The organism is Bacillus sp. FSL R7-0685 (assembly GCF_038002425.1).
GTDB classification, from domain to species: Bacteria; Bacillota; Bacilli; order Bacillales; family Bacillaceae; genus Bacillus; species Bacillus subtilis.
Genome location: NZ_JBBOCN010000001.1, coordinates 791,274 through 818,094, shown reverse-complemented (window position 1 = coordinate 818,094; position 26,821 = coordinate 791,274). Strand labels below are relative to the sequence as shown.

Annotated in this window: 27 protein-coding genes and 4 pseudogenes; 15 read left to right on the top strand and 16 right to left on the bottom strand. The window is 46.1% G+C overall.

All coding sequences use genetic code 11. The features are described 5' to 3' along the window. Positions 1-59 precede the first annotated feature (59 nt). Positions 60-1,472 (bottom strand): PTS system trehalose-specific EIIBC component, encoded by a 1,413-nt coding sequence (gene treP / locus MKY50_RS04250; RefSeq protein ID WP_003233682.1) that lies wholly within the window; start codon positions 1,470-1,472, stop codon positions 60-62. Positions 1,473-1,664: 192 nt separating this feature from the next. On the opposite strand from treP, the pseudogene MKY50_RS04245 reads away from it, so the two are divergent. The 3 pseudogenes from MKY50_RS04245 to MKY50_RS04240 all read left to right on the top strand — a co-directional run. Beyond that, positions 1,665-1,850 (top strand): annotated as a pseudogene (locus MKY50_RS04245) (spore germination protein); the annotation flags it as partial. Positions 1,851-1,976: 126 nt separating this feature from the next. Continuing rightward, a pseudogene (locus MKY50_RS21715) lies at positions 1,977-2,057 on the top strand (spore germination protein); the annotation flags it as partial. A 48-nt stretch (positions 2,058-2,105) separates the two neighbouring features. Continuing rightward, positions 2,106-2,378: pseudogene (locus tag MKY50_RS04240) on the top strand (endospore germination permease); the annotation flags it as partial. Here MKY50_RS04240 and MKY50_RS04235 read toward each other — a convergent pair. From MKY50_RS04235 to MKY50_RS04225, 3 genes are all read right to left on the bottom strand, one after another. After that, positions 2,375-3,790, bottom strand: a complete 1,416-nt coding sequence (locus MKY50_RS04235) for an alanine/glycine:cation symporter family protein (protein WP_341117285.1) — start codon at positions 3,788-3,790, stop codon at positions 2,375-2,377. The pseudogene MKY50_RS04240 and the gene MKY50_RS04235 overlap by 4 nt on opposite strands. 124 nt (positions 3,791-3,914) lie before the next feature. Then, complete coding sequence (locus MKY50_RS04230) at positions 3,915-4,307, bottom strand: DnaJ family domain-containing protein (RefSeq protein WP_003233692.1); 393 nt, start codon at positions 4,305-4,307, stop codon at positions 3,915-3,917. An 18-nt stretch (positions 4,308-4,325) separates the two neighbouring features. Then, positions 4,326-4,463 (bottom strand): hypothetical protein, encoded by a 138-nt coding sequence (locus tag MKY50_RS04225; protein WP_335388912.1) that lies wholly within the window; start codon positions 4,461-4,463, stop codon positions 4,326-4,328. A 100-nt stretch (positions 4,464-4,563) separates the two neighbouring features. Here MKY50_RS04225 and ltaS point away from each other — a divergent pair, with 100 nt between their 5' ends. Next, positions 4,564-6,513: a lipoteichoic acid synthase gene (ltaS, locus tag MKY50_RS04220; RefSeq protein WP_003233694.1), complete on the top strand. Its 1,950-nt coding sequence runs from the start codon at positions 4,564-4,566 to the stop codon at positions 6,511-6,513. A 33-nt stretch (positions 6,514-6,546) separates the two neighbouring features. On the opposite strand, the gene nagE is transcribed toward ltaS, so the two are convergent. Next, a complete protein-coding gene (gene nagE, locus MKY50_RS04215; RefSeq protein ID WP_029317493.1) occupies positions 6,547-7,905 on the bottom strand; it encodes an N-acetylglucosamine-specific PTS transporter subunit IIBC in 1,359 nt (452 codons plus the stop codon). 171 nt (positions 7,906-8,076) lie between these two features. Here nagE and map point away from each other — a divergent pair, with 171 nt between their 5' ends. The 4 genes from map (at position 8,077) to MKY50_RS04195 (ending at position 9,778) form a co-directional block, all read left to right on the top strand. Beyond that, positions 8,077-8,826 (top strand): type I methionyl aminopeptidase, encoded by a 750-nt coding sequence (gene map, locus MKY50_RS04210; protein WP_341116216.1) that lies wholly within the window; start codon positions 8,077-8,079, stop codon positions 8,824-8,826. Between the two features lie 81 nt (positions 8,827-8,907). Continuing rightward, on the top strand, positions 8,908-9,222 hold the full coding sequence (locus MKY50_RS04205) for a DUF3243 domain-containing protein (RefSeq protein ID WP_003242951.1): 315 nt from the start codon (positions 8,908-8,910) through the stop codon (positions 9,220-9,222). 106 nt (positions 9,223-9,328) lie between these two features. After that, on the top strand, positions 9,329-9,484 hold the full coding sequence (locus MKY50_RS04200; protein WP_003244572.1) for a hypothetical protein: 156 nt from the start codon (positions 9,329-9,331) through the stop codon (positions 9,482-9,484). A gap of 156 nt (positions 9,485-9,640) precedes the next feature. Beyond that, positions 9,641-9,778: a YflJ family protein gene (locus MKY50_RS04195; RefSeq protein WP_003239885.1), complete on the top strand. Its 138-nt coding sequence runs from the start codon at positions 9,641-9,643 to the stop codon at positions 9,776-9,778. 40 nt (positions 9,779-9,818) lie between these two features. On the opposite strand, the gene MKY50_RS04190 is transcribed toward MKY50_RS04195, so the two are convergent. Then, positions 9,819-10,484, bottom strand: coding sequence for an MOSC domain-containing protein (locus MKY50_RS04190; protein ID WP_341116215.1), 666 nt, complete (start codon positions 10,482-10,484; stop codon positions 9,819-9,821). 66 nt (positions 10,485-10,550) lie between these two features. Here MKY50_RS04190 and MKY50_RS04185 point away from each other — a divergent pair, with 66 nt between their 5' ends. Beyond that, complete coding sequence (locus MKY50_RS04185) at positions 10,551-10,826, top strand: acylphosphatase (protein WP_003243829.1); 276 nt, start codon at positions 10,551-10,553, stop codon at positions 10,824-10,826. Here MKY50_RS04185 and nosA read toward each other — a convergent pair. The 10 genes and pseudogenes from nosA to MKY50_RS04135 form a co-directional block, all read right to left on the bottom strand. Beyond that, the gene (gene nosA, locus MKY50_RS04180; protein ID WP_003233711.1) at positions 10,817-11,908 is read right to left on the bottom strand and encodes a nitric oxide synthase; all 1,092 of its coding nucleotides are present in this window, start codon (positions 11,906-11,908) and stop codon (positions 10,817-10,819) included. The genes MKY50_RS04185 and nosA overlap by 10 nt on opposite strands. Positions 11,909-12,026: 118 nt before the next feature. Then, positions 12,027-12,821: an MBL fold metallo-hydrolase gene (locus tag MKY50_RS04175; RefSeq protein ID WP_069322451.1), complete on the bottom strand. Its 795-nt coding sequence runs from the start codon at positions 12,819-12,821 to the stop codon at positions 12,027-12,029. 55 nt (positions 12,822-12,876) lie between these two features. After that, positions 12,877-14,178 carry a citrate transporter CitM gene (citM, locus tag MKY50_RS04170; protein ID WP_003242978.1) on the bottom strand — a complete coding sequence of 434 codons (1,302 nt, stop codon included), beginning with the start codon at positions 14,176-14,178 and terminating at the stop codon, positions 12,877-12,879. 43 nt (positions 14,179-14,221) lie between these two features. Beyond that, the gene (locus MKY50_RS04165) at positions 14,222-14,347 is read right to left on the bottom strand and encodes a hypothetical protein (protein ID WP_064671902.1); all 126 of its coding nucleotides are present in this window, start codon (positions 14,345-14,347) and stop codon (positions 14,222-14,224) included. Positions 14,348-14,373: 26 nt separating this feature from the next. Continuing rightward, on the bottom strand, positions 14,374-15,333 hold the full coding sequence (locus MKY50_RS04160) for a tripartite tricarboxylate transporter substrate binding protein (RefSeq protein ID WP_033883250.1): 960 nt from the start codon (positions 15,331-15,333) through the stop codon (positions 14,374-14,376). A gap of 2 nt (positions 15,334-15,335) precedes the next feature. Further along, positions 15,336-16,032: pseudogene (gene citT, locus MKY50_RS04155) on the bottom strand (two-component response regulator CitT). After that, a complete protein-coding gene (yflR, locus tag MKY50_RS04150) occupies positions 16,004-17,632 on the bottom strand; it encodes a two-component sensor histidine kinase CitS (RefSeq protein WP_341116214.1) in 1,629 nt (542 codons plus the stop codon). The pseudogene citT and the gene yflR overlap by 29 nt, the downstream one beginning before the upstream one ends. Before the next feature lie 127 nt (positions 17,633-17,759). Then, the gene (locus tag MKY50_RS04145) at positions 17,760-19,196 is read right to left on the bottom strand and encodes an anion permease (protein WP_003233725.1); all 1,437 of its coding nucleotides are present in this window, start codon (positions 19,194-19,196) and stop codon (positions 17,760-17,762) included. Between the two features lie 126 nt (positions 19,197-19,322). After that, the gene (locus MKY50_RS04140) at positions 19,323-20,585 is read right to left on the bottom strand and encodes a pectate lyase (protein ID WP_003244025.1); all 1,263 of its coding nucleotides are present in this window, start codon (positions 20,583-20,585) and stop codon (positions 19,323-19,325) included. A 189-nt stretch (positions 20,586-20,774) separates the two neighbouring features. Continuing rightward, positions 20,775-21,122: a general stress protein gene (locus MKY50_RS04135; protein ID WP_003233729.1), complete on the bottom strand. Its 348-nt coding sequence runs from the start codon at positions 21,120-21,122 to the stop codon at positions 20,775-20,777. Positions 21,123-21,365: 243 nt separating this feature from the next. On the opposite strand from MKY50_RS04135, the gene MKY50_RS04130 reads away from it, so the two are divergent. The 6 genes from MKY50_RS04130 to MKY50_RS04105 all read left to right on the top strand — a co-directional run bounded on the left by MKY50_RS04130 (position 21,366) and on the right by MKY50_RS04105 (position 26,799). After that, a complete protein-coding gene (locus MKY50_RS04130) occupies positions 21,366-21,734 on the top strand; it encodes a YfmB family protein (protein WP_003233730.1) in 369 nt (122 codons plus the stop codon). Positions 21,735-21,843: 109 nt separating this feature from the next. Next, the gene (yfmC, locus tag MKY50_RS04125; protein WP_341116213.1) at positions 21,844-22,791 is read left to right on the top strand and encodes a Fe(3+)-citrate ABC transporter substrate-binding protein YfmC; all 948 of its coding nucleotides are present in this window, start codon (positions 21,844-21,846) and stop codon (positions 22,789-22,791) included. Positions 22,792-22,863: 72 nt separating this feature from the next. Beyond that, positions 22,864-23,865 carry a Fe(3+) dicitrate ABC transporter permease FecD gene (gene fecD / locus MKY50_RS04120; RefSeq protein ID WP_015482945.1) on the top strand — a complete coding sequence of 334 codons (1,002 nt, stop codon included), beginning with the start codon at positions 22,864-22,866 and terminating at the stop codon, positions 23,863-23,865. After that, positions 23,862-24,863 carry a Fe(3+)-citrate ABC transporter permease YfmE gene (yfmE, locus tag MKY50_RS04115; RefSeq protein WP_003243506.1) on the top strand — a complete coding sequence of 334 codons (1,002 nt, stop codon included), beginning with the start codon at positions 23,862-23,864 and terminating at the stop codon, positions 24,861-24,863. Before fecD ends, yfmE begins: the two co-directional genes overlap by 4 nt. Positions 24,864-24,875: 12 nt before the next feature. Then, positions 24,876-25,676, top strand: a complete 801-nt coding sequence (yfmF, locus tag MKY50_RS04110; RefSeq protein WP_003233737.1) for a Fe(3+)-citrate ABC transporter ATP-binding protein YfmF — start codon at positions 24,876-24,878, stop codon at positions 25,674-25,676. A 103-nt stretch (positions 25,677-25,779) separates the two neighbouring features. Further along, positions 25,780-26,799 carry an NADP-dependent oxidoreductase gene (locus MKY50_RS04105; RefSeq protein ID WP_033883243.1) on the top strand — a complete coding sequence of 340 codons (1,020 nt, stop codon included), beginning with the start codon at positions 25,780-25,782 and terminating at the stop codon, positions 26,797-26,799. Positions 26,800-26,821: the final 22 nt, after the last annotated feature.

The window sequence follows — 26,821 nt, the reverse complement described above, 5'->3', positions numbered from 1 at the left end:
ACCATATTTAAATTGAAAATGGGAAAAGGGAACGTTCAACACGTCCCGCTCCCCATTTGTTATTTATGTTTGAATCTCGCATACGCGTATGTTCCGGCAAACGGCACGATCAATACAATAGCCATCCCGATTGCAAACGCGCCCCAGTACTGGCTCATGATTGAGAAAATCCCCGGCACGCCGCCGACACCAACGGAGCTTGCCAGCACACCTTGAGAAGAAATATACATTCCGGCCAGGCCAGAGCTGACCATTGCAATGATAAACGGGAATCTGTATCGCAGATTCACCCCAAAGATGGCAGGCTCTGTAATGCCAAGATAAGCAGAAATCCCTGATGTGAGGGAGAGGCCTTTTTGTTTCTCATCCTTCACGATAAACATCATGGCCAGAGCCGCCGAACCTTGTGCGATATTAGAAAGCGCCAGCATCGGCCATAAAAAGGTGCCGCCGAGCTTTGAACCGATGAGCTGCAGGTCGACTGCAAGAAACGTGTGATGCATACCGGTAATCACGAGCGCTGAGTAGAAACCGCCATATAACAGACCGCCCAGTGCGGCAAAAGAACCAAACACCGAGATAAGCCCTGAAGTCAGTACATTACCGATCGCAAATGTAATCGGGCCGATAATGATAAAAGAGGCAAATCCCGTTAAGAGAAGCGTAATTGGTGCGACAACGAGCAGCTGTATGCCCTCAGGTGTGCGTTTTGTTAAAAATACCTCAATCTTCGCCAGCATATAAGAAGCAAGCAAAATTGGGAGCACCTGGCCCTGATAGCCGACTTTCTGCACCTCTAGGCCGAATAGATTCCATACCGGGATCTCTCCGCTTTGTTCTGCCGCGCCATATCCCCACGCATTCAGCAAATCAGGATGCACGAGCATAACCCCGAGCACAATGCCGAGAAGCGGATTGCCGCCGAACCGCTTGACGGCAGACCATCCGATTAACGCAGGCAAAAACGTAAAGGCCGTGCCTGCAATCAGGTTAATCATATTAGCAAGATCCGCCCACTGCGGATAAACCTGCACAATCGATTTTGTGCTGAAGAAAATGCCTTCCGCCGTTAAAATGTTATTGATCCCCATTAAAAGACCCGCCGTGACAATCGCAGGCAATATTGGAATAAAAATATCCGCAAGCGTTTTCACAGCACGCTGCAAAGGATTCATATTTTTTTCTGAGGCCTTCTTCACTTCATCCTTTGTTGACTCGCCAATCCCCGTTTCCTTAACCAGTTCAGCATATACTTTATTGACAGTTCCCTGGCCGATTACGACCTGAAACTGTCCGTTTGTCGAGAATGATCCCTTTACCACATCAATTTGATCAAGCATCTCTTGGTCAACCTTGCTTTCATCTATTAAAGCAAAACGCAAACGTGTAACACAATGAGTTGCCGCTGCAATATTTTCAGCACCGCCGACTGCTTCGACAATCTGACGTGCCGATTTGTTCAGTTCCCCCATGCCAACCCCTCCGTATCCGTTTTTATAACTTGTATATACAACTTATAATCATATTGTATTCCTGTATATACAGGTAGTCAACACTTTTTTATAGCGCTTTCATCCTAGTCTGGAATATATGAAACAGACAAGGTTACCCTAAAAGTCACAAGCACTTATTGAATATGACATTAAAAAGCAGGGTGAGCCTCTATGAATAAACGCGACAAAGCGCTTCAGCTCATCAAAGAGCTTGAAGACAATCAGGACAGACCGATCTCTCCCAATTTGAAGGAAAACCTCGAAAATCTGACCTTATTAACAGAAGGCTGCTCAGACATCGTATTTAGACAATTTGACTTTGGAAACGGGCTGTGCGGATTTATTGTTTATGAAGAAACTTTGAAAAGTTAATAACAGAATCGACCATCAAAGGATCGAGAGAGGGCTTCACTGAAAGCCTCAGGGTATAATGTTCAGGGCGGCGTCTGCCCGCTAGCCGATTTCTTTCCCCGCCAAACAGCTGAGGCTCTCCGTGAAAAGGGAGTGCGCCTGCCGAAAACCGTTGGTCAGACGGTCGGCATCCTCGGCGCTCTTGTTATTGGGACAGTACTGATGCGGAAATTGGGTCTGCCCCATGGTGATGATTGTATCTTGGATCGTACAGGCCTGATCATCACGGCCTTTTGGATTTCCGTCATTATAGTGAAGTATCGTGGTACAGCCTATCGCTCTTACACTCAAAAAACGACCCGAAAGCCATGTATACACCAACCGGCAGCTTTTGGTTCTTCTTACATACAAATCAGCTTCGACTTTAACAGAATCAAACCAATCATTAATGTAGTGATTTCTATTTTGCTGCCTTTACTCATTTATTTGATCATAAAAAGCAAAGCGTTGTTCGGCGCCAAAGCAAAGCACTAGGAATTTTTAGCTTCTTTTGTTTGATAAACAGGATTCTGTTTTGTTTTTCTTATATCTTTCAGGTAGTACTGTTCAGATGTAAAGAATTCGGTGTACAGCGCTTTTACCTTTCTGCTCAATAACAACAGCGCAATCACATTTGGAACGAGAATAAAAGCCAATGCTAAGTCCAAAAAGCCCCAAATGGCTTTTGCTCCGCCTGCGGCACCTATGATAATAGCCGCTAAATATACGAATTTAATCACGTGTCCTGCCAGCCGCCCGAACAGAAATTCAGCTTGCTTTACGCCGTAAAAAATGACAACCATAATGGTTGATACGACAAAGAAGACTAGGGAAACCGAAACGAAGTACCCTCCGCCAGAACCGAAATAATGCTGAAATGCAGCCGTCGTCAGTGCTGCCGGGTCAATTGAGGCGTTCTTCCCTGTCCAGACACCAGATGCAAGAACGACAAAAGCGGTGGTCGTGCAGATGATCAAGGTGTCAATGACAATGCCGATCACAGACCAAAACCCTTGCCGCACAGGATGATCAGTCATTGCTGCCGCATGTGCAATCGGGGCTGTTCCCATTCCGGCTTCATTAGAATAAAGCCCGCGGGCAAATCCCCAGCGAACGGTTTCCGCCAACGCAGCACCTGCGAACCCTCCAACTGCTGAAGAAGAGGTAAACGCATTTGAAAAAACGAGAGAGAAAAACGCCGGCACTGATGATAGATTCATGAGAACAATCAGGAGACCGGCACCTGCGTATGCCCCTGCCATAAGAGGCACGACAAACTCTGTTACTTTTCCGATCCGCTTTACCCCTCCTATCACCACTAACCCAATCAAAAATGCAATTCCGATTCCTGCGTATATTTTATTGAAAGAAAACGTCTCGGCAAGCGAGACTGAAACCGAATTTCCCTGAACCATAATGCTCGGGATCAGCTCCACAATCAGCGCAACAGAGAAGAATACGCCGAGCCATTTCATGCGCAGCCCTTTTGTTATGTAATACATCGGTCCCCCGACGTATTCACCCTGCTCATTTTTTTCTCTGTAATGAACAGCAAGAACACTTTCAGAAAACTTAATCGCCATGGCAAATAAGGCAATAAGCCACATCCAAAAAACCGCTCCTGGTCCTCCAAACATAATAGCGGCGGGCACACCGACAATGTTCGCTGCACCGATCGTTGAACTGAGGGCTGAGGTCAATGCCTGAAGCGGTGTGACTGTGCCCTCTCCCTTCGGCTTTTTTCCTACGCTGCCGATTGTCTGTTTGAAAATGTATAAAGGATAGCGAAATTGAAAACCTTTCAGCAAAATAGTGAAATACAACCCCGTCCCCGTCAGCAGGATGATTAGCGGCGGACCCCACAGCCAATCAGATATAAGCTCTATCCATACTAATAGTCGTTCCATCCCATCACCCTTTTTTCGTTTATGGGTCATTTCCCATAGATGGAAAAACATAAACCTTTTGACATAGAACTTGGAACATAAAAAGGATGGCTTTTATCAATCGCCTCCCTGCAGATCAGACAAATCAGCTGGAAGAAGGTCTGTTTCGTCCAAGCCGGTCATATACTTTATTCTTATAAAAAGCGGATGCTGGCTTTGAAAACATGCCTTTTTTGTCGACAAGCTTATCAAGCAGCAATTGCTTTTCAGATTTTTTCCTGATTAATTGCTCGCGTTCTTTTTCGTCATAGCACTTTTCTATTAAATGGTCGATGGTCATAAGCTCTTTTTTGAGCGCGCCCTCGTCCTCTGCCATTCCCGCGTTTTTCAAAATACGATAGCCCATGCGCAGCGATTCCGGCAAGTGTGCCGCGTCATCCTTCGGCAGCGGCTTCCCCATTCCCGGGAGGTTTTGAAAGTCCCCGTCTTTGATGGCGCGCTTAATTTTATCTTCAGACACAATATGGGAAAAATCCATCATTTCACCTCTTTTTATCTATACCTTATATTTTATCATACAATTCCCAATGTACCATTTTATTCCTTTATTTCTAGAAAGATACCTTGTTTTACATTTGGTAATATCAAAGCGAAACGTTGATTCGACGGCGTTTTTCGCCACTTTCTGCATCATACGATTTTCACTTTTCTAATCTGCTGATTCGTGTTATATTGGATACGTTCGTTTTTTCTATCGTTTCGCTCGAACTGGATCGGAAAAAAGGAGTGTAACAATGAAAACATTTATAAAAGAAAGAGGACTGGCCTTCTTCTTAATCGCGGTCGTCCTGTTATGGATCAAGACGTATGTCGGTTATGTCCTGAACTTCAACTTAGGAATAGACAACACGATACAAAAAATATTGCTTTTTGTGAATCCTCTTAGCTCAAGCTTGTTCTTTCTTGGCTTTGGACTCTTGTTCAAGAAAAAATTACAGCAGACAGCCATTATAGTGATTCATTTTTTAATGTCTTTTTTACTGTACGCCAACATTGTGTACTACAGATTTTTCAATGATTTTATTACAATTCCGGTCATTATGCAGGCTAAAACAAACGGCGGCCAACTCGGAGACAGCGCATTTTCGCTGATGAGACCGACTGACGCCTTTTACTTTATCGATACGATCATCCTGATCATCTTGGCGATCAAAGTAAACAAGCCTGCCGAAACGTCAAGCAAAAAATCGTTCCGAATTATTTTTGCGTCTTCAATTCTTGTGTTCTTGATCAACCTGGCAGTTGCGGAATCAGACCGTCCTGAATTGCTGACAAGATCATTCGACCGGAACTATCTTGTGAAATACTTGGGAACATACAATTTCACGATTTATGACGCTGTACAGAATATCAAGTCCAACAGCCAGCGCGCGCTTGCCGATTCCAGCGACGTGACGGAAGTGGAAAACTACATGAAAGCCAATTACGATGTGCCGAATAACGTGTATTTCGGCAAAGCGGAAGGAAAAAACGTCATTTACGTTTCACTTGAATCTTTGCAGTCATTTATCATCGACTATAAAATTGACGGCAAAGAAGTGACACCGTTCTTAAATAAACTGGCACATGATAACGAAACGTTCTACTTTGATAACTTTTTCCACCAAACGGGACAAGGTAAAACATCTGATGCTGAATTTATGATGGAAAACTCTCTGTACCCGCTGGCTCAAGGTTCAGTTTTCGTAAACAAAGCGCAAAACACGCTGCAATCCGTTCCGGCGATTCTGAAGTCTAAGAATTACACATCTGCTACTTTCCACGGGAACACGCAGACGTTCTGGAACCGTAACGAAATGTACAAAGCGGAAGGCATTGATAAATTCTTTGATTCTGCTTACTATGACATGAACGAAGAAAACACGAAAAACTACGGCATGAAAGACAAACCGTTCTTCAAAGAATCAATGCCGCTGCTGGAAAGCCTGCCGCAGCCGTTCTATACGAAGTTCATTACCCTGTCTAACCACTTCCCATTCGGAATGGATGAGGGGGATACAGACTTCCCGGCTGGAGACTTTGGTGACTCTGTCGTCGATAACTACTTCCAGTCAGCCCATTACCTTGATCAGTCCATTGAACAATTCTTCAATGATCTGAAAAAAGACGGGTTATATGATAAATCGATTATTGTGATGTACGGAGACCACTACGGCATCTCTGAAAACCACAATAAAGCGATGGCGAAAGTGCTTGGCAAGGATGAAATCACTGATTACGACAACGCCCAGCTTCAACGGGTGCCGCTCTTTATCCACGCTGCCGGCGTGAAGGGCGAGAAAGTTCATAAATATGCCGGAGACGTTGATGTGGCTCCTACCATTCTGCATCTGCTCGGAGTGGATACGAAGGACTATCTGATGTCCGGTTCTGATATTTTATCGAAAGAACACCGTGAAGTGATTCCGTTCCGAAACGGAGACTTTATTTCACCGAAGTACACGAAAATATCCGGTAAGTATTACGACACGAAAACCGGAAAAGAACTCGATGAATCTGAAGTCGACAAGTCAGAAGACTCACTCGTCAAGAAGGAACTTGAAATGTCCGATAAAATCATAAACGGAGACCTGCTGCGGTTCTACGAGCCGAAAGGTTTTAAGAAGGTGAATCCTTCTGATTATGATTACACAAAACATGACGAAGATTCTTCCGAAACGTCAAAGGATAACGAAGATAAATAAGAAAAAGCGGAGAGGGCAACCTCTCCGCTTTTTTTATTTGACAGCAGCCCTCAATTCTTCCGCCGCAAATTCCACATTCGGGCCAATAATGACTTGAACCGATTGCCCCCCTGATTTGACAACCCCTTTTGCGCCTGCTTTCTTTAGCAGCGCTTCATCCACCAAAGCGGTATCCTTCACAGTCAGTCGCAGCCTTGTGGCGCAATGATCAATGGTTTGAAGGTTTTCTTTTCCGCCGAGCCCTTTCAGCATGATGTTTTCATTTACATCCTGGACAGTATTTTCATCCAGCACTTCATCCACATCATCGTCTTCCCGTCCAGGCGTTTTTAAATTCAAAGCCTTAATCAGTACATAAAACACGATAAAGTATACTGCCGCATAGCATATACCTACCAAAAGCAGAAGCAGCGGTTTTTCTGCGATTCCATAGCTGAGCACATAATCGATAGCTCCGGCTGAAAAAGAGAAGCCTGAACGGATGCCGAGCCAGTTGACGATAAATAAAGATAACCCGGTTAAGACCGCGTGAACAGCGTATAAAAGCGGAGATAAAAACATAAATGCAAACTCAATCGGCTCCGTAATCCCTGTGATAAACGCTGTTAAAGCAAATCCAATCATCATTCCAGCCGTCGCTTTCCGTTTAGACGGCTTCGCAGTCACAATCATAGCCAGACACGCCGCCGGAAGACCGAACATCATGATTGGGAAGAATCCGGTCATGTATGTGCCCGCAGTCGGATCTTTCGCGAAAAAGCGCGCCAGATCCCCTGTCACTCCGTTATATTCTCCGAATTGGAACCAGAAAATATTGTTCAGCACATGGTGAAGGCCAAGCGGAATTAACAGCCTGTTGAATAGGCCGAATATGCCTGCCCCGATGCCGCCGAGCCCGAGCATCCACTCTCCAAACGAGTTGATACACGATTGAATCGGCGGCCAGACGACTCCGAATATGCCCGCTAAAATGATCGTAATAATGGCTGTTAAAATCGGCACAAGCCGTCTGCCACTGAAGAACCCGAGATATTCAGGCAGCTTGGTATCCTTGAAACGGTTATAGGTGTAACCGGCAATTAAACCGGCAATAATTCCCCCAAACACCGCCATGTTATTTGTTTTATCAATTGTCTTTGTTGCCGCGTCAAGCATCAGATACGATATCGCCCCTGATAAACCCGCGGCCCCATTGCTGTCTTTTGAAATGCCGATGGCAATACCGATCGCAAAAATAAGCGGCAGATGATCAAAAACCGCCGTCCCCGCCTGATAGACAAACGGGATATTAAATACATCCTCTCTGCCAAGCGCAAGGATAATTCCAACCGCAGGCAGAACCGCAATCGGGAGCATAAATGACTTCCCGAGTTTTTGTAAAAATGAAAGCATACCCATCCCCCTCATACCCTTTTTTTTCAAATATACCATATAAGATATCTAGTGATCTATACCAATTTTCCCGGGGGTATTTCTTTTTTCCCAGGTCCGTGTGTTTCCTATTTTTAAGACAGTTGTGGTAAGCTTAATCTAGATTATTTAAAAAGAAAGCGGGAATGACAGATGATTGTAACAAACGATCAAGAATTAGAAGGCCTGAAAAAAATCGGAAGAATCGTCGCGCTTGCGCGTGAAGAAATGAAGCGGAAGGCAGAGCCCGGCATGAGCACAAAAGACCTTGACCTTATCGGAAAAGCTGTGCTTGATGAGCACGGCGCCGTTTCAGCTCCTGAGAAGGAATACGATTTTCCAGGTGTGACATGCATCAGCGTAAATGATGAAGTGGCTCACGGCATACCAAGCACATCCAAAATTTTAAAAGCAGGGGACCTTGTCAACATCGACATCTCCGCTGAATTTGGCGGCTTCTATTCCGACACAGGCATCTCATTTGTGCTCGGTGAAGGAGAAGAACGCCTTCATAAGCTTTGCCAATGCGCGGAAAACGCATTTCAAAAGGGGCTTCAGCAGGCAAAAGCGGGCAAGCGCCAAAACCAGATCGGAAGAGCCGTTTATCATGAAGCACGCTCTCAAGGCTTTACCGTCATCAAAACCCTGACCGGCCACGGAATCGGCCGAAGCCTGCATGAAGCGCCGAACCACATCATGAACTATTATGATCCGTTTGATAACGCACTGTTCAAAAATGGCACAGTCATCGCGCTTGAACCGTTTATTTCAACGAATGCAGAAACGATTGTTGAAGCTGGAGACGGCTGGACGTTCAAGACGCCGGATAAAAGCATGGTTGCCCAAGTTGAACACACGATCGTCATCACAAAAGATGAACCGATTATCCTGACGAAACTGTAAAACACATTCCGGGCTTCCGGCAGGTTTAACCTCCTCCAATAGCAGGTAAAACATCATTATTCTGCACGAGGAGGTCTTGCAATGAACAGAGATCAAGAAAAAATCCAAATTGAAAACGAAATGAACGCGATGCATGGCACAATAAAAGAAGACATTTTAAAAGACTTTGAGGAATTTAAAGGCTACCTGAAAAAACAAGTCAACCGAGGCAAAAAGCTGGGATTGGATGACGGCAAGCTTGTAAAAAGCGCTGCGATCCTGGGAGACTACCTCGCAAAGCATGAAGAGCCGCAAAACGGTGAAGAAATGCTGCTGCAAGAGCTTTGGAGCGTTGCAGACGAAGATGAGAAAGAACATTTGGCACAGCTTCTGGTCAAATTGGTTGATAAACAATAAAACATGAGCCGGGCGATATGCGCCCGGCTTTCTTGATATTGTCACAGCCCGGCTCTTTCAGATATGCTACACTACTATTATGTCTGTGAAAGGAGCCTTTATCTGCATGTGGTTTATTATTTTCGGCATCATTTTTTTCATTGAAGGCATCATTATGACCGTTTACGGCGTTAAGAAAAAAAACGGGATGCTCACATATATCGGCATTGTTTTCGCCATTATGACATTTGGCGTTGTTATGATCAAACTAACCGGCCATTAAATCATATTCGGCTTTTGCTCCGCATATACATACAGAAGAACATTCGTACATCTAGTGCGAAAGGCTCAGTTTTCCCCGCATCTCTTTTCAGCATCTTTTTATAGATGTTACAATGCCAATCGTTTCGAAATCAGATAGGGAAAGGAGTTTTCTGACATGCATTACGGCAGTAAAGGCTGGTATGTGGCAGAACTAAAAAAGCAGGGGATCACGCACCATGAGGGAAGAAAGCTTCAAAGCTATAAAACCTATTTTCTTGCCAACCTGCTTGAAACAAAGAAAAAACAATCTTAAATATGGCAAAGCCGCGCACGTTGATATGCGCGGCTTTTTTCTATTCAACCTGCAGCAGCCTGTCCTTTTTTTTCATAAAGGACGCTCTCCAGCTTTCCGATAGTGCAGCCTCACTTAAAATCAGTTCTATGGCGGTGAGATTTTTTGCATCATGGTAGTTGATGCGGTTCGCTAACTGGACGGATATGCCTTTCTCTCCTCTGGACAGCAATTCAAGGTTCGCGCCGGGAGACACCCTGCCCTCCTCCAGCACGCGAAAATAAAACCCTGTATAGCCGGTTTGCTGGACCTTCAGCACCATTTCTTTTACACCAAACTTTTTCGCCAGCTTTACACACGGCTGGCGCGGCTGGCTGACCTGAACAACAGCTTCATCAAGTCTGAACACATCCCCGATGCAAACATTCTCCTCAGTCAGGCCCGCGACCGTCAGATTTTCTCCAAATGCGGCATTTGACAGCGGTCTTGAGAGGAACTCTTCCCAAAACGGATAATGCTCCGCCGGGTAGACACAGACAGCCTTATCAGGTCCGCCATGGTTGACAAGGTCCGCCTGTCCGTCTCCTTCAAAATTCTCCCGATACAGCATGACGGCTGATTCAGCCGGCCGCTTCATGATGCCGGTTTCGATTTTCTTTCCGTCATATTCAAGCGTCTGCGGTTTTCCCAGATTAAGAGAAAGAACTGAATAGCGCTCTGGTTTCATACAAACACATCCCCTTTACAGGTTGTAAAATGATTGATTATCATAAAAAGAAAAGGTGGTTTTTACATGCTTCAATACCGAATCATTGTAGACGGCCGGGTTCAAGGTGTGGGCTTTCGCTATTTTGTTCAAATGGAAGCTGATAAGCGAAAACTGGCCGGCTGGGTCAAAAACCGTGATGACGGGCGTGTCGAGATTTTGGCAGAGGGTCCGGAAAACGCCCTGCAATCGTTTGTTGAGGCTGTAAAGAACGGAAGCCCTTTCTCAAAGGTTACCGACATCTCTGTGACTGAATCCCGCAGCCTTGAAGGCCATCATCGATTTTCTATTGTTTACTCATAAGGCTTATCTTGATAAAAATAGTTCGGCTTAACGATTGAGTTATCATAGGAGCGGTGGAAGATATGAGTGGCAGCGGGTGAAATTGGCGGAATCAGCCACGTCCAGTCCCCCGTCAGCTTTCTGCCCGCTTCTTCCTCCTGTTCTTCAAACCGTTTAAACTGGCTTGCCGCTGTATGATGGTCAACGATGCTGACACCCTGCTTTTTATACGAGTGCAGCACAGCCTTATTCAATTCAACTAGCGCTTGATCCTTCCATAAATCCGTATTGTAATCAGCGGCGATGCCGATCACGGACGCTACTTTTTTCAGCTTGTCGTACCGCTTTTCATCTGCGAGGTTTCTCGCTCCGATCTCCGTGCCCATATACCAGCCGTTAAATGGCGCGGCATTATAATGAATGCCCCCGACCTCAAGCTTCATATCAGAAATAATAGGCACGCCGTACCACTTCAGCTCCAAATCAGAAAACGCCTCGATGTCGGGATGTGTGATTGGAACCTCGATCACAAGTGAACGCGGCAGCTCATACCAGACAGGCTGTTCGTCCCCTTTCATGCGAAAAATGAGCGGCAGCAGGTCAAAATCCGTTCGCTCTCCCCGCCAGCCGAGCTCTTCGCAGGCTGCTGTCAGGGAACAGGAAGCCGGGTCGCCGATTCTTTCTCCGTCTGACTCATATCCAGCGTACCGGATCAGCTGATGATTCCAGATCTCGACTTGCTTTTCACCCTTCTCTTCCGGAGGGAAAATCGTAATGGTCGGTCTGATTTTCCCGTTATTGGTGGCGGTTTCAATATGGTGAAAGAGGGCGTCACGCACTTCCTCCTTCGTCCGGACGTCTCGTCTGTCGATAACATTCAGTGAATTCCAGAACAATCTGCCGATGCAGCGGTTGCTGTTTCTCCAAGCCATTTTCGCTCCGTGCTCTAGCTCTTCCTTCGTATGTACATAGCTTCCGGTCAGGTCAATTTCACTTTTAATGTCCTCGAGACGGTCTTTCACTTCCTCCTCCTTTCCTAATTCCTGATAGCATGCGGCAATAAACGCTTTCGCTTCGTTCCAGAGTATTTCTTTTTCTTCCAACAAACTCTCCCCTTCACATCACTTCATGCTTTTCATTGTATCGTTTTTAAGCGGCAAGACAAATGATTTTTCTGCAACTTCCTGGAAAACAATAAAAAACACCCGCGTGGTGCGGGTGTCAAATAGACGATAACCGATTTGCCAATTCAGTTAAGTCACTTCGAAAGTTTTTGCCGGTCATCGGTATGCCGTGCCCTGTCAATAACGCTTCCGGTTCAAGACCGGCCAGCTTTAGAATGGACTCCGCGGCCGTCTCTGTGTCAGGCGTGAAATAAGCCGGCGGACCGTGAAGCTCCTGTTTTTGTATCAAGACGTCAGCCATTTTCTCCTGTTCCACTGTAATAACAGCATCACCTGCTACAAGCACGCGTCCGTCATCGCGGAATAACGAAATATGGCCCGGCGTGTGTCCTGGTGTCGCGATCCATATCCACTCGTCAAGAAAAGGAACTGAACCGTCTTCCGGCAGTGCCTGGACATGTGAGGAAATATCGATGGAATGCCGCGGAAACAGCGGCGACAGCTTGGCGACCAGCCCGCTCTTGCTGTCAGGACGAGCCGGAGGATAATCCTCTTTACCTGTTACATAGGGCATTTCCCGAGAATGGACATAAACAGGTACATCCCAATGCTCAAGGATCTCTTCGATTGCCCCAATATGGTCAAAGTGCCCGTGTGTGAGGATAATCGCCTTCAGCTGAAACCCTTCACCGAATCTTTGTTTGGCTTCATTGACAATCATGCCGGCTGATTGAGGCATGCCGGCATCAATTAAAACAAATGAGTGAGGTTCAGAAGGCAGCTGAATAAAATAGACATTCGCAATTTGCACAGTCAGGCCGTGCACCCCTTTTGCCGCTTCGAACCCCGTTCCGCTTCTGACTGAAGTCAGCGGCATATAAGGATCACTCATAATGACACCTCCGGAATGTTATATGCCGTTAGTGTGTGTCATTACGCCTGAATTATCATACGGAAATAGAGATCGCACCGATCAATAGAGCGATAGCCGTCATGACGATCACTGCGAGAACCGCCCATTTCAATGCGAATTTTTGATGGTCATCAATAGAAACTCCGACGAGTCCGACAAGCAAATGAGTGGATGGCACAAGCGGACTCAGCATATGAATCGGCTGGCCGATAATAGAGGCTCTGGCAATTTCCACTTTATCCACACCGTATGCGACAGCTGTTTCTGATAAAATCGGCAGCACCCCGTAGAAATACGCGTCATTCGGCATCAAAAATGTGAAAATGCCGCTTGTTAAGGCAACAATCGCCGGGATCAATCCGCCCATTTGTTCCGGTATCATGGACACGAGCGAGATCGCCATTTCATCAACCATTTTCGTGCCTGTCAAAATCCCCGTGAACACCCCCGCAGCAAAAATCATTGAACCGATAGCCAGCACGTTGCTGGAATGCGCCGCGATGCGCTGTCTCTGATGCTCGAGATTGGGATAATTCACAATCAGCGCAATACAAAACGCAATGACAAACAGTACGGTTAAACTGACTTTACCCGATACTAAACATCCTATTAAAGAAAGCGTTAACAATAAATTGAACCACCAAAGCTTCGGCCGCTTCCACTCATCTTCAACCGCAGCAGCCGGTTCATTGGCATTGGCCGGCTGTTTCAGTTCAATCACACCAAGGCGCTTTCGTTCCGCTTTTCCAAGCACATACGCAACCGCCACCATACAAAGCATCCCGCTTGCAATGACAGGAATCATCGGCCCTGTAAGCTCAGCTGGATCAACCCCCAGCGCACTCGCGGCCCTCGGCGTCGCACCGCCCCATGGAATCGTGTTCATGATTCCCATGCCGACTCCCGCGATTCCTGCCAAGATAATTGGCCGGATGCCTAGCAGCAAATAGAGCGGAAGCATGGCGCTTGTCGTAATCATGTACGTTGTCGAGCCATCTCCGTCCAAGGCGACGAGCATTGTAAGGACCGCTGTCCCGACAACAATTTTTAAAGGGTCTCCTTTGACCATGCTTAAAATTTTGCCAACCATTGGATCAAACAGGCCTGTATCAATCATAATTCCAAAATATAAGATCGCAAACATAATCATGACCGCAGTCGGTGCGACTTGCTGAATCCCCGAAATCATCATGTCCCCAACTTCAGTAAATCCAAATCCGGCGATAAGCGCAAACACAATCGGCGTCAAAACCAATGCTGTTAAAACAGAAAGCCGTTTTGTCATGATCAATGCCATAAACACAAGCATCATGAGAAAGCCTAAGATTGCTAACACATCCATTCCCCCTTAAATGAATCCGCTTACATTTTTTTCTCCCTTACTCCCCTTTTTGTCTTACCTTTTTGCCATCGTATGGGAAAACCAACCGCAAGTAAATAATTTGTTTTTTTTGTATTTTTAATTTTTTAAAACCGTTTTGTTCTTTTTGATCAATTTTCGGCATGAAAAAAATCCCGGGATGCCGGGATCTTAATTTCCTGTCATGATGCTTTGATAAAAAGCAGATTGCTCTTCTAAAAACCGTTTCGTTTCCCTGCTGTTCAAATAAAAGCTTTCCCAGTCCTGTTCGTTTATTTTCCGCTTCCATTCAGGTGAAGAGGTGACCTTCTTTAGCGCTTGATCCCAGTAAGAAATCTCTTCCTCAGACATATTTTTCGGGCCCAAAATCCCTCTCCAATGAGAAAAAACAAACGGGATTCCCTGCTCCTTCCACGTCGGTACATTTGGAAAACCGGGAAGTCTTTTATCAGACGTTACAGCGGCTAACGTGATATCGCCGTTTCGTTCATATGGTTTCGCTTCAGAAAGTGTCATGGAAGCCGCTTCTATCTCATGTCTGATCAGCGCCTGAATGAGCTGTTCGCTGCTGTCATACTGTGAGAATTGAATGTCAAACGGGTCAATGCCGTACATATCTGCCGCTCTGACGAACGAGAGCTGATCATCATTGCCAAACCCCGGGGCAAAGCCGATTTTCACCTTGCCGGGATGCATGTTGATCTCATTCAGCACATCCTTGCCATTTGTTAACGCTGATCCTTTTGGCAATGCAACCGTCTGCCATTCCTTGGAGAGAATGGCGAGCGGCGTAAAATCGGCCATTTTTAATTTGCTTTGCCCGAGAAGATCATTGCTCAATATTAAGCTGGACGTCATGCTGATGGTTTGTTTGCTGCTTTTGTTGACATATTTCCAGCCTTTCTCTCCCCCGCCGCCGGATTTATAGACGATATGAACATCACCGTTCACGATCTGCTTCTGCCTCAAAATAGATTGGATCGCCTGCGCTGTGACATCCCAGCCGCCAGAAGGCTCAGCGGGGACGACAATTTCTATCGGCCCGTCCGGCAGGCGCGGCGCAGCCGCCTGCCTGATATCACCCTGCATAAAGATCAATAGAAAAATCAATAATATTATAGATTTTTTCATATCTAATCCGCCGCCAAATAATATTTTCTCTCCGGCCTGCCGATAATCCCGTATTCAAGCTCGGCTCTTGCTTCTTCCTTTGATACAAGGTACTCGGCATAACGGCGGGCAGTTGTTCGTGACGCCCCCATTTTTTCCCCAAGTTCCTCCGCTGTCAATCCTTCTGACGCAGTCTGAAGCGCTTCCTTAATTTTTCGCAGTGTAATCGAATTAATGCCAGTCGGCAAATCCTCTGCCGGCAAAGCTGTCTTCACACTGTTCCCAAAAATATGGTCGATCATGGATTGGCTGACCTCCGGCTGAGACATGAGCAGCTTCCTTTTTTCTTTATACTGAAGCAGCACCTGCCTGAACTTGTCAGCCGTTACAGGTTTGATCAAATAGTGGGCAATTCCTGCTCTTAGCAATTCCTGCTCTTAGCGCTTCCTGCAAATGCCGGGTTTCTGTTGCCGCTGTGATAATCATAATGTCCACTTCAGGAAATTGGCTTCGTATATCAGGAATCAACGCGGTCCCAAGCTCGTCCGGCATATAAATATCCAGCAGAAGCAAATCAGCCTTGTGTTCCTTCAAAAGCGCCAATGTCTCTTTTGCGTTAGCCGCCTTGCCGATAATCTTGAATCCATCAAGCTGTTTAATCAATCTCTCATGGATTTGCGCAACTCGAAAATCATCCTCCGCAATCGCGATGTGAATCAAATGGATTCCCCCTTTGTTTCTCCTTCGGTATAAACACAGTGAATACCGCCCCGCCAGTTTTTTGATTCGCCAGTTCGATCCAGCCGCCCAGTTCACGCACTGAGTCTTTCACATTGGCCAGACCGTAGCCTCTCCTCATCCCCTTTGAAGAATAGCCTCTCTCAAACACAGCTTCTATTTTCTCTGGCGGCACACCGGGCCCTGTGTCTGATACTTCAATGACAATGTCATGGCCCATATCCGTGATAAAAAACAAAACTTCCTTCACGCTTTGCTCCGCTACAGCTTCGAAAGCGTTATCAATTAAATTGCCAATAATCGTAATAAGATGGGACAAGCCGATATGCGCAGGAAGAGGCGCGAGTGAGCTGTTCTCATCAATCACCAGCTTGACCTTCTTTTCCGATGCCTTGCTTATTTTCCCTAACAAAATGGCCTGCACCTGCTGCGAATGGATATTATGGAATAAAAGATCATGCTGTTCATTTTGTATCGCATATTCCTCTTTTATCAGATCAATGGCTTCATCATACTCCCCAAGTTCAAGCAGCCCTAAAATCGCATAAAGCTTATTTGAAAATTCATGAGTCTGCGCCCTGAGATCCTCAGAATATTTGCGAACCTCTGTCAATGTGTCGATCAGTTTCTTCAGCTCTGTTTTCTCCCTGAAGCTGACGACAATCCCATACGCCTGCCCGCCTTGATTCATCACTTTCGTATTGATAATAAACACTTGATCGTTGACGCTTACCTCTTGGTTCGGCAGCATTTCTCCTTGTTCAAGCACAGACATCAGCCCTGCTCCCGGCATGACGTCATCTATAGGAAGATGGATCACAGGCTCGGGCAGCTTCAGCATCTCGGCCGCCGATACGTTCATCATGGTGACGACGCCTTCACGGTTGGTGGCAATAATCCCTTCTCGAATCGCGAAAAGCATTGCGTTCCTCTCACGATATAGAGCCGCGATCTCATGCGGCTCAAGCCCAAGCGTATCCTTTCTGATGCTTTTCGCCAGCACGGCGGCGCCAATAAATCCAAGCAGCAGTACAAGCACAGCAATCACACTCAAATTTCTCAAATGCTTTTTGATGCTTTGCTCTGTCTCCGTTTGCAGAAAATCAACAGATACGCTGCCGATCACTTGGCTGTATCCCTTCTGTTCTTTTATAATCGGCGCGCTCCCTCTGATCACTCTTCGTCCATCCGCTTTTGTTTCAGAAACATACGAACCGCCAAACAAAATTTCTCTGCTGCGCTCCAGTTTTTTTAATCCGCTTTTTCCAGAGGCGCTGCGAATGTCTCCTTTTTCGTCCAAAACATAAATGGCAAACGCGCCAGTCTGTTCTTTCATTTGTTCAATGACCTCTTGCGTCTGAGCCGCATGTCCGTCTTTTCTCTCAATGAGCTCTTTAACCGGCGGCATATAGGAAATGGTTCTCGCCGTTTGAACCGCCAGCTGCTCTGCCTGTCTCCGTTCTCCCTGTGTATGCTGAACGGCTAACGTAATGGTCAGCACACCAATGACAAAGACCAGCAGAGCCGCAATCAGCCCCATTATTTTTGTTTGCAGGGAAAAATGGAACCGCTTTTTCACCACAGCACCAGCCGTCCTTTCTACCTAGATCATACCATTTTTCACAGGGGATTTTCTCATTTTTCAAAATCCGTTTTCTTGCGAAGGAGTGAAAATAAAAAAAAGGCAGACCGCGTCTGCCTTTTTCTTTCTACCATATTCCCAGTACTTTCCACCATAATCCGCCGATCACAAGCCATACGATGATATGAACAATCGACAGGATAAATCCGATGGACCACCATTTGCCTTGCGGGATGTAGCCTGCTCCGAAGAAGACCGGAGCCGCTCCAGAACCGTAGTGAGTCGTTGACCCGAACAGGTTACTGATGAACGCGAGGCTCAGCGCTGCTAAAAGCGGCGGTGCGCCCGCTGCCACGACGACAGCCAAAAATGCTGAATACATCGCACTGATGTGGGCTGTCGCACTTGCAAAGAAATAGTGAGAGTAATAATACACAACAATTAAAATGATAAATGCCACAATCCAAGAGAACCCTGATACGGATGATTTCATGGCATTACTGAACCAAGATACCATGCCTAATTCATTCAAGAAGTTGGCGAGCATGACAAGCGCCGCAAACCAAGTGAGCGTATCCCAAGCGCCCTGTTCTTTCTTGATATCATCCCAAGTCAGAACTTGTGATAATAAGAGAACGGCCAAACCGATCAATGCGGTTGTGGTTGCGTCGATGTTGAAGCTGCCGCCAAAAATCCACAGCACGAGCACCAAAAGAAACACGATAACCATGGAAAGCTCTGATTTTTTGAACGGTCCCATTTCTTTCAGTTTTTCTGTTGCGATTTTCGCCGCATCCGGTGTTTCTTTGATTTCCGGCGGATATAGCTTGTAAATCACAAGCGGCGTGATGATTAAGCTTACAAGTCCCGGCACAATCGCGGCAATTGCCCAGCTTGTCCATGTTAAGTCCACCCCTGCGACATCATGGGCCAGCTTGGCAATCAGCGGGTTCGCCGCCATCGCTGTCAGGAACATAGCAGATGTGATCAGATTCCCCTGAAAACCGGTTTTTAATAAGAATGCACCGATTTTCCTCTCTGTTCCATTTGCCGGGCTTGATCCGAATGTTTCGGATAATGATCTGATAATAGGAAATATAATGCCTCCTGCACGCGCCGTATTACTTGGAATAGCAGGTGAAAGTATTAAATCACTGAATAGCAGTGAATAAGAAAGTCCAAGGGTTTTTTTCCCGAATTTCTGAACGAATACATACGAAATTCTCGCACCGAGCCCGGTTTTGATAAATCCCCGGGAAATAAAGAATGCGATAACGATAAGCCAAATGGTCTTATTCCCGAATCCGCTTAATGTATCCTCAATTGATAGTGTTCCAGTTAGTGCAGTAACCGCCAATGCAAAAATTGCAATTGCACCCATTGGCAAGGGCTTGGAGATAAAGCCGATAATTGTTGCGACAAAAATCGCAAACAAATGCCAAGCTTTAGGTTCAAGTCCGGACGGAGCGGGAATAAACCAGATGATTAGTCCCACAGCGACAGTAATAAGCAATGGAACAAGCTTTACTGCTGACTGTTTTCCTGCGTCTTTTTCTGAAGCCATAAATAGGTCTCCTCCTATATACTTGTTTTCCGATCCCCTTTTCCATTCTACTCCTTAACTAAGTTAATAAACATTTTAATTAATTAAAAAACACAAAGGTTAGCACCCTTTGTGTTTTTCACTTTCTTAATTTAATTTACCCGCACCCGCTTGATTTATAACATTTGATTTCACATTAGCAGAAGCATCAATCGATCCATGCAGAGACGGCGTCCAGCCGACAGAAGAGCTCAGCCCGTTTGCAGCCGATGCGTTGATCTGTGTGCCGTTCAGCAACGTGCCGGAGTCATATAAAGCCGTTCCCCCGCTGAATACGCTGATCGTTTTAGCAGCTGACAGTCCCGGTACGTCAATGACATTGTTTTGGGCATAGATTTTAGATGACTTTCCGATTCCCCATGCATAGCTGAAAGGATAACTTGAAGAGCTTGTGCTTCCTTCATAATAGTTGTTGTATACGTGCACTTGCCCGAAGCGGACTCTCGGCGCGCGCTGGACAATATTTTTATAGCGGTTATGATGCAGCGTAATTTTTAATTTGCCGTCATCGGAGGTTTTGCTGTCACTTGATCCGAAAATGGAGCTTTTATCATGATCGTGATAATAGTTGTAGGACATCGTGATATAGTTAGCACCGTTGGAAGCATCCGTTTGGCCGTCATGGTGCTGATATTTTCTTCCATAATATTTCGGTGATGTGCTGTCCGGACGCGAACCGTCATTAAATGTACAGTGATCAATCCAGATGTGTGTGCCGCCGTTTATCGTGATGTTGTCGTATTGTGAGTTCCAGTTCCCTGAGCTTCCGTCAGTCGGATCCCATTGCGGAAAATAGTCATAGGCATCCTGGAATTCAATGTTGCGAATAATGACGTTATCACTCTTGATTTGGAAGTTTCCTCCCACGACTTTAGCGTTAGTCCCTGAACCGACGATCGTCGTGTTTGCAGGGATATCCACCATGACCCGTGCTTTTTGGTTTTTCTGAGAGCGTGCTCTCGCTTCTTCTTGTGTTCCCGACGGCTCTTTTTTGCCCCATGTGCTAGGATCATAGGCTTTCAAATATTTGTCCAAATCATACTCCGGATCTTTATAGTCATTTAGGCCAAGCGGCTTCAGATTGTCATCCACGTTCATGTCAATCGTTCCCTTGATATAAATGATTTTTGGCGTTGTGTTCGTTTCCTTCCCTAATGCCGAGACAAGCTGGTTTCTGTTGCTGACGGTATACACATTTGAGGAGGATGCTTTTGATCCGCCTGTCGTGCCGGTCGAGTACGCGCCCCAGCCATCATTGGATCCCAACGTCTGGTGGCCTAAATCAGCTGCGTTCGCGCCAGCTGGAGTCAATCCTAAAAACAAAGCTGTAGCTAACATCACTTTTTTCATCCACTATGTACCCCCATTTTCTATTTTGTGAGATTTTATTCCAATTTATCACAAAAATATAATAGCAAATTGAGGGACATTCAGAACCGAAAATGTTCCGCTATCCTATTGCGGCATTCTGCAAAATGCCACCGCAAAGACCGCAAAAAAACCAAAAGGCCGTCATAGCCTTTTGGTTTTTTCCTTGCTTTATGCCCAAGCTTTCACTTTTTCGTTATCTGTCACAAAGAGAAGCACTTTTCCTTCATCTAAGCGTTTTTCAAATTGAGCTGCTTCATCTTCAGAAAAACCGATTTCGTGAATTTTATTGCGGAGCTCGTCTCCTTTTTTATTGAAGATATTTCCCACCGCGTGCTTGAAACCTGTTTCTTTGGCTCCGATCGTGTTGGCGTTCGTGTTGTCTGCCAGGCGTTCCGTTCTGTCATCGTCGTGAGCTAAGACGTATACATCCTCTTTCGCAACACCCATTTTCTGCAATTCCTCTACATCCTTCATGAGCTGTTCGTCATTTGTATACTCTTTTACAACTGGTTTCATGTCGATATTCCTCCTTCATGTTTTCTATATTTCTTTCATACCCGATCGTCTGTACCTGAAACAGATTCCAGAACATTAAAGAGAAAAACAGGAGGAATGGTAGTAGCTATTTGTTTTCCGTCCATGGTAAAGTGATAGGAACGGGACCTATTTTCAGAAAAATCAAAATTAAGGAGAAGCCGCTGCACGGAGCACACGACCATGAAACGCTGCCTTTATCCGTACGAGCAGGAGGTATGTCTAATGCAATACTTTTCACCAGAACAGCAATACAATGCTTGGATTGTGAGTGATTTAGTCAAACAGATTTTCCATAAGCGTGCCGGATGTTCACCAGGAATTCACGAGCTTGCGGTTTTTGCCGAGGAACATTTTCATATCGATATCGACTTTGTTTTCTCGATTATCATGAATATCGGCGACATTGAATTTGCACTAACAGATGAAATAGAAAAGAAATTGTCCGGTTATCTCAGCACTCTCCTTCCTTATGTCACTGCTGATATGTTCGAAACCTCTAAAGCCAACGCCCATGCGTTTTTGTCTCGAAGACACGGTAACGCTGCATACCACTTATTTGTGTCTGATGATGCTTTCATGAGAAAGCAGTAAAAAACGCAGCTTTCTTTACTAAAAAAATATTGACATGATAAGCCATGCTATTATAGTGTTACATGTGATAATGATTCTCATTACTAAATCTAAAAAAAGGAAGAATGACATGCGCACCTATTCTAACAAGTTGATTGCCATCATGAGTGTTTTATTGCTCGCCTGCCTCATTGTATCCGGCTGTTCATCAAGCCAGAATAACAACGGAAGCGGCAAAAGCGAGTCTAATGATTCCAGAGTGATCCATGACGAAGAAGGAAAAACGACAGTAAGCGGCACACCTAAGCGGGTGGTTGTGCTTGAGCTTTCATTCTTGGATGCCGTTCACAACCTCGGCATTACGCCGGTGGGCATCGCCGATGACAACAAAAAAGATATGATTAAAAAGCTTGTCGCAAGCTCCATTGATTACACATCTGTAGGCACACGCAGCGAACCCAATCTTGAGGTCATCAGTTCCTTGAAGCCTGATTTAATCATCGCTGACGCTGAGCGCCATAAAAACATTTATAAACAGCTGAAAAAAATCGCCCCGACGATTGAATTAAAAAGCCGTGAAGCGACATATGACGAAACGATCGACAGCTTTACGACCATTGCTAAAGCATTAAATAAAGAAGATGAAGGAAAAGAAAAGCTTGCCGAGCACAAAAAAGTCATCAACGATCTAAAAGCCGAACTTCCGAAAGATGAAAACCGCAACATCGTTCTCGGCGTTGCAAGAGCGGATTCCTTCCAGCTTCATACATCATCATCCTATGACGGAGAAATCTTTAAAATGCTAGGCTTTACACACGCTGTGAAGTCAGATAACGCCTATCAAGAGGTCAGCCTTGAGCAATTGAGCAAAATCGATCCTGATATTTTGTTCATCTCAGCCAACGAAGGCAAAACCATTGTAGATGAGTGGAAAACGAACCCGCTCTGGAAAAATCTCAAAGCGGTGAAAAATGGACAAGTCTATGATGCGGACCGTGACACTTGGACAAGATTCAGAGGCATCAAGTCTAGTGAAACAAGCGCCAAAGATGTGCTTAAAAAAGTGTATAATAAATAGGACAAATGAGAAGCGAGGGGAAATCCTTGCTTCTTCGTTTTTGCAACCAGACGCAGTAAGGAAGTGAGACTGTTGTATCATTCAGCCAAACGGCGCTCATCATCAAGACTGATGATGTTTATCATTGCACTGATTATTTTTATATTTGGGCTTGGGCTGAATCTTTCAGTAGGAGCCTCAGACATCGGCATCATAGATTCATTGAAATATCTTTTTGTATGGGACGGTTCAAAGGAACAGCTCATCATCTCTACTCTTCGCCTTCCCCGCACTTTAATCGGCGTTTTTGTCGGCGCCAGCCTAGCTGTAGCAGGGGCGCTGATGCAGGCTATGACCAGAAATCCTCTGGCTTCACCCCAAATTTTCGGTGTGAATGCGGGTGCATCGCTTTTTGTTGTTGCTTCTCTCGTCATTCTGCCGGCATCGCCCTATTCATCTGTTATATTCGCTTTTGCGGGTGCGGCAGCAGGCGGCGCGATTGTATATATGATTGCCTCATCCGGCGGAATGACACCTGTCAAGCTGGCGCTGTCAGGAATGGCCGTGCATTTGTTCCTCTCCTCTATGACACAGGCCATCATTATTTTAAATGAGTCAGGTGAGGATGTTCTGTACTGGATGACAGGCGCAATCGACGGCAGCAACTGGCAGGATGTCATAACCATCGCTCCTTTTTCTGTCATTGGCATCGGGCTTGCCCTCGTATTTTCCGGTTCTGTTTCTGTTCTCGGTCTCGGAGACGAAACAGCAAAAGGGCTTGGACAAAATATGAACGGCATCAGGATTCTGATCAGTTTGATTATTTTAATCCTTTCCGGCGCTTCCGTAGCCGTCGCCGGGCCGATTGGCTTTGTCGGGCTGCTCGTCCCGCATATTGTCCGCAAGCTGATCGGAGAACATTATCAATACGTGCTTCCGTTTTCGGCACTGTTCGGTGCCATTTTGCTGGTGTACGCAGATGTTCTGGCCAGATGGATTGCATTTCCTTATGAATCACCGGTCGGCATTGTCACCGCGATTATCGGAACGCCGTTTTTCTTATATTTGGCAAGGAAAGGGCGGCATCTGAAATGAAGAAAACAACCAGAAAACAAAAACGCCCCTTGCTGGCGATACTCATATTGGCCGTGATTTTGATCGTTCTGTCCGTCATCAGCATTGGAATCGGTGCATTATACATTTCACCTGATGCGGTAGTGACGAATCTGCTGGGATTGGATCATTCCTTTGAATTTATCATCCAGCAATATCGTCTGCCCCGCATCATATTAGCGATTTTGGCCGGGGCTGGGCTTGCCGCTGCCGGAGCGATTTTACAGGGTGTGATCCGAAATCCGCTCGCTTCCCCGGACGTTGTCGGCATTTCAAAAGGCTCCGGACTTGCAGCGATGGCTGTGATTCTCATCTTTCCTGAGTCGCCGGTATACGTGCTTCCGTTCTCCGCATTTGCCGGAGCCGCCATTATTGCTGTACTATTATTAATGATAGCCCGAAAAAAGAGCATTCAGCCCTCTTCACTGGCTTTATCAGGCATTGCTTTAGGCGCGGTCTGCCACGCCGGAATGCAATATATGATGGTCAAGTTTCCGGGCGACGTGAATGCTGCACTCATTTGGCTGACAGGAAGCCTCTGGGGAAGAAACTGGGAAGAAGTCAAGCTGCTTGCGCCATGGCTTTTGATTCTTTTTCCGATCGTCTGCATACTCATACCGAAGCTGGATCTTATGTCACTCGGGGATGAGCTTGCACAGGGTCTCGGAGAAAACGCAAACCGGCTGAGATTCATCCTGATTTTCACCGCGGTGGCGCTGGCGGGAAGCTGTGTAGCCGTCGTCGGCTCAATCGGTTTTATCGGCTTGCTTGCTCCGCATATCGCCAGACGGCTTACCGGAGAAAAAGCTAAATATTTACTGCCTGCATCGGCATTGATTGGTGCTATTATATTATTAATTGCAGATACGTTAGGGCGCGGCATCATGCCTCCGGTTGAAATACCTGCCGGAATACTGACAGCCGTAATCGGCGCGCCTTATTTCTTATATTTATTGAAATTCGAAGCGAGGAAACAGTAGGGAGAGGATACCATGGGAAAACTGGCTGCAGACCAGCTCACTCTTTCATATGACAGTACAGTGATTATTGACGGAGTCGACTTAAAGATAGAAGAAGGAAAAATCACTGCGCTCATCGGCGCTAATGGCTGCGGTAAATCAACAATCCTCAAATCGCTCGCCAGGCTGATGGCCCCGAAAAGCGGTACAGTGCTACTAGAAGGAAAAGACATCCACCGCCAGCCATCAAAAGAAGTCGCAAAAAAACTGGCCATTCTTCCACAATCTCCTCAGGCTCCTGAAGGATTGACGGTAGAGGAATTATGCTATTTTGGCAGACATCCTCACAAAAAGCTGTTATCCAAGCATACCCAAGAGGATCATGACATGGTAGAGTGGGCGCTGGAAGCAACGGGCATGATTGAACTGAAGGATCGGACGCTGGATGCCCTTTCAGGCGGCCAAAGACAAAGAGCCTGGATTTCCATGGCACTTGCGCAAGGCACTGATTTGCTTTTGCTTGATGAGCCGACCACGTATTTAGACATCTCACACCAGATTGAAGTACTTGAACTGCTGAAAAAGCTGAACCGCGACCATGGCCGCACCGTTGTCATGGTGCTCCATGATTTAAACCAAGCCGCTCAATACGCTGACTATCTGATCAGTGTGCTGGACGGAAAAATATACAACGCCGGAACACCGGAAGATGTGTTCACCCAGCCATTTTTCCGTGAAGTCTTCGGCTTGGAATGCTGCATCATGAGAAGCCCGATCGACCAGAAGCCAATGTGCCTGCCGACGGGACTGTGCCCGAAATTACGGGCGAAATGAAAAGGAGAGGAGCCCCTCTCCTTTTTTGTTTGCCAGCTTACCTTTTGTATTTCCTCTCCTGTCCATGTTACAGTGGTGTCAACCAAGTAATAGGAGGATGAAAATGACAGCATCTCAGCAGCAAATTCAATTAGCAAGACGTCCACAAGGTATTCCTGTTCATGAAGACTTTCGCTTTGAAACCATTCCGGTTCCTGAACCCAAGCAAGGGGAAGTGCTTGTCAAAACGCTTTATGTTTCGGTTGACCCTTATATGCGCGGCCGTATGCAGGATACGAAGTCATATGTTGAGCCGTTCGCCTTGGATAAAGCGCTTTCTGGCGGGGTTATCGCTGAAGTTGTGTCAGACGGGAATCATCTGAAAAAAGGCGATATCGTCATCGGAAATCTCAGCTGGCAGGAATTTTCCGCTGTGAGCGAGTCTGCCTTGCGAAAAATTGATACAAGCCTTGCTCCCGCTTCGGCCTATCTCGGCATTTTGGGAATGACCGGCTTAACAGCATACTTCGGATTGCTGGACATCGGACGCCCGAAGGAAGGCGAAACCGTGGTTGTCTCCGGAGCTGCTGGAGCCGTCGGTTCAACAGTCGGGCAAATTGCCAAAATCAAAGGCGCGCGAGTCGTCGGCATCGCGGGCTCTGATGAAAAAATCGACTATTTAAAACAGGAGCTTCAGTTTGACGAAGCCATCAATTACAAAACAGCGGATGATATCCAAAAAGCGCTTCAAAACGCTTGTCCTGACGGTGTCGATGTGTATTTTGACAATGTCGGCGGACCGATTTCAGACGCGGTGATGAATCTGCTCAATGAATTTGCCCGCATTCCGGTGTGCGGCGCCATTTCTTCCTATAACGCAAAAAGCGAAGCAGATGACATGGGCCCTCGTGTCCAATCAAAACTCATTAAAACGAAGTCGCTGATGCAAGGCTTTATCGTAAGCGACTACTCCGATCGTTTTTCTGAGGGAGCAAAACAGCTGGCCGAATGGCTGAAGGCTGGTAAACTCCATTACGAGGAAACCATCACAGAAGGCTTCGAAAACATTCCTGACGCGTTTCTCGGTTTATTTAAGGGAGAAAATAAAGGGAAACAGCTGATCAAGGTCAGTGATCCGAGCTGAATGAAGATGAAAACGGGAGGGC

What these genes read in the sequence shown, in the direction of transcription:
- yfmE (WP_003243506.1), top strand. Translation starts at nt 23,862, where the DNA reads ATGAAGAAAACAACCAGAAAACAAAAACGCCCCTTGCTGGCGATACTC.
- nagE (WP_029317493.1), bottom strand. Translation starts at nt 7,905, where the DNA reads ATGCTTTCATTTTTACAAAAACTCGGGAAGTCATTTATGCTCCCGATT.
- MKY50_RS04160 (WP_033883250.1), bottom strand. Translation starts at nt 15,333, where the DNA reads ATGAAAAAATCTATAATATTATTGATTTTTCTATTGATCTTTATGCAG.
- MKY50_RS04130 (WP_003233730.1), top strand. Translation starts at nt 21,366, where the DNA reads ATGCAATACTTTTCACCAGAACAGCAATACAATGCTTGGATTGTGAGT.
- MKY50_RS04105 (WP_033883243.1), top strand. Translation starts at nt 25,780, where the DNA reads ATGACAGCATCTCAGCAGCAAATTCAATTAGCAAGACGTCCACAAGGT.
- yfmC (WP_341116213.1), top strand. Translation starts at nt 21,844, where the DNA reads ATGCGCACCTATTCTAACAAGTTGATTGCCATCATGAGTGTTTTATTG.
- MKY50_RS04140 (WP_003244025.1), bottom strand. Translation starts at nt 20,585, where the DNA reads ATGAAAAAAGTGATGTTAGCTACAGCTTTGTTTTTAGGATTGACTCCA.
- MKY50_RS04185 (WP_003243829.1), top strand. Translation starts at nt 10,551, where the DNA reads ATGCTTCAATACCGAATCATTGTAGACGGCCGGGTTCAAGGTGTGGGC.
- MKY50_RS04190 (WP_341116215.1), bottom strand. Translation starts at nt 10,484, where the DNA reads ATGAAACCAGAGCGCTATTCAGTTCTTTCTCTTAATCTGGGAAAACCG.
- ltaS (WP_003233694.1), top strand. Translation starts at nt 4,564, where the DNA reads ATGAAAACATTTATAAAAGAAAGAGGACTGGCCTTCTTCTTAATCGCG.
- MKY50_RS04135 (WP_003233729.1), bottom strand. Translation starts at nt 21,122, where the DNA reads ATGAAACCAGTTGTAAAAGAGTATACAAATGACGAACAGCTCATGAAG.
- MKY50_RS04225 (WP_335388912.1), bottom strand. Translation starts at nt 4,463, where the DNA reads ATGATGCAGAAAGTGGCGAAAAACGCCGTCGAATCAACGTTTCGCTTT.
- MKY50_RS04145 (WP_003233725.1), bottom strand. Translation starts at nt 19,196, where the DNA reads ATGGCTTCAGAAAAAGACGCAGGAAAACAGTCAGCAGTAAAGCTTGTT.
- MKY50_RS04175 (WP_069322451.1), bottom strand. Translation starts at nt 12,821, where the DNA reads ATGAGTGATCCTTATATGCCGCTGACTTCAGTCAGAAGCGGAACGGGG.
- yfmF (WP_003233737.1), top strand. Translation starts at nt 24,876, where the DNA reads ATGGGAAAACTGGCTGCAGACCAGCTCACTCTTTCATATGACAGTACA.
- MKY50_RS04195 (WP_003239885.1), top strand. Translation starts at nt 9,641, where the DNA reads ATGCATTACGGCAGTAAAGGCTGGTATGTGGCAGAACTAAAAAAGCAG.
- MKY50_RS04235 (WP_341117285.1), bottom strand. Translation starts at nt 3,790, where the DNA reads ATGGAACGACTATTAGTATGGATAGAGCTTATATCTGATTGGCTGTGG.
- MKY50_RS04165 (WP_064671902.1), bottom strand. Translation starts at nt 14,347, where the DNA reads ATGCCGAAAATTGATCAAAAAGAACAAAACGGTTTTAAAAAATTAAAA.
- map (WP_341116216.1), top strand. Translation starts at nt 8,077, where the DNA reads ATGATTGTAACAAACGATCAAGAATTAGAAGGCCTGAAAAAAATCGGA.
- MKY50_RS04200 (WP_003244572.1), top strand. Translation starts at nt 9,329, where the DNA reads ATGTGGTTTATTATTTTCGGCATCATTTTTTTCATTGAAGGCATCATT.
- MKY50_RS04205 (WP_003242951.1), top strand. Translation starts at nt 8,908, where the DNA reads ATGAACAGAGATCAAGAAAAAATCCAAATTGAAAACGAAATGAACGCG.
- MKY50_RS04230 (WP_003233692.1), bottom strand. Translation starts at nt 4,307, where the DNA reads ATGGATTTTTCCCATATTGTGTCTGAAGATAAAATTAAGCGCGCCATC.
- treP (WP_003233682.1), bottom strand. Translation starts at nt 1,472, where the DNA reads ATGGGGGAACTGAACAAATCGGCACGTCAGATTGTCGAAGCAGTCGGC.